At 67.8% G+C, this 1,191-nt stretch carries 2 protein-coding genes; one reads left to right on the forward strand and one right to left on the reverse strand.

What is annotated here, in order from left to right:
- A protein-coding gene (locus tag ACIGW4_RS38125; protein WP_399586324.1) for an IS5 family transposase occupies nucleotides 1-815 on the forward strand; the annotation gives its coding sequence in 2 pieces (ribosomal slippage) (nucleotides 1-307 and nucleotides 307-815; 816 coding nt annotated over the 2 pieces). This gene is flagged as partial in the annotation.
- Between the two features lie 21 nt (nucleotides 816-836).
- Here the strand turns inward: ACIGW4_RS38125 and ACIGW4_RS38130 are convergent.
- Nucleotides 837-1,133, reverse strand: a complete 297-nt coding sequence (locus tag ACIGW4_RS38130; protein WP_399586325.1) for a barstar family protein — start codon at nucleotides 1,131-1,133, stop codon at nucleotides 837-839.
- Nucleotides 1,134-1,191 lie beyond the last annotated feature (58 nt).

The raw sequence follows: 1,191 nt of genomic DNA on the forward strand, positions 1-1,191 counted from the left end.
GAGCCGCTGATGCCAGCCGATCCGGTCCGCGGTCGACGGTGGGCCGATCACCGCCGAACCCTGGAGGCCATCGCGTGGAAGTACCGCACCTGCTCGCCCTGGCGGGACCTGCCCGACGAGCTCGGCTCGTTCCAGACCGCCCACAAACGCTTGATCAGGTGGGCTGTGGACGGCACCTGGGAACGCATCCTTGCCGCGGTCCTGGCAGCGGCCGACGACGCTGACGACATCGGCTGGACCGTGTCGGTGGACTCCACCGTCTGCCGGGCTCACCAGCATTCCGCCGGCGCCAGAAAAAGGGGGCTCCAGGTCGGGCCGAACCCGACGACCATGCACTCGGACGCTCGCGCGGCGGCCTGAGCACGAAGGTCCACCTCGCCAGCGACGCCCGTGCACGGCCCCTGGCCCTCCGCGTCACCGCAGGCCAGGCGGGTGATGCTCCAGCCTTCGAGACCGTCATGGTCACCATCCGCGTTCCGCGAAGCGGACCGGGGAGACCGAGGACCCGGCCTGATGCCGTCCTGGCGGACCGTGCGTACTCATCCCGCGCGATCCGAAGTCACCTCCGCCGACGCGGAATCCGCGCTGTCATCCCCCAGCCCTCCGACCAGATCGGCCACCGGCTGCGGCGAGGCAGTGCCGGCGGCCGACCGCCGGCCTTCGACGCCGAGGCATACAAGCAGCGCAACGCGGTCGAACGGTGCATCAACCGGCTCAAGCAGTGGCGCGGCCTGGCCATGCGAACGGACAAGCTCGCTATCGCCTACCAGGCCGCACTCCACTTTGCCGCCATCCTCATTTGGAGCCGGCGCTGAGCCAGACGTCCGAAGGATTCGTCAGGCCTGCCCATGAACAATGAGCTGGTTTTGTTCTCCGTCAAAGATGCCGGCCAGGACGTCGGCCTCCTGCCGGTGCCCGTCGAAGAGACCCCGCTGGTCGACATGCACGATCAGGACGTCGTGACTGTCGATCACCTCGGAGATGCCCCGGGTCTCAATCGTGTCCGACCACGCGTCCAGGTTCCGGCCGAACCACTCTGGCAGTCCGCACGGCTCGCTCACCGCGTCCCAGAAGTCGTTGAGTGTCTCGATCAGCCGACCCCGCAGGTCAACGACCAGCTCGCTGTCCGTCATCGCAGCAGACTAACCAGCCCCACCACGAGAATCACCGGTCAAGGAGACACGCTCTAGT

The organism is Streptomyces sp. NPDC053513 (assembly GCF_044544765.1).
Taxonomy (GTDB): Bacteria; Actinomycetota; Actinomycetes; order Streptomycetales; family Streptomycetaceae; genus Streptomyces; species Streptomyces litmocidini.

What these genes read in the sequence shown, in the direction of transcription:
- ACIGW4_RS38130 (WP_399586325.1), bottom strand. Translation starts at nt 1,133, where the DNA reads ATGACGGACAGCGAGCTGGTCGTTGACCTGCGGGGTCGGCTGATCGAG.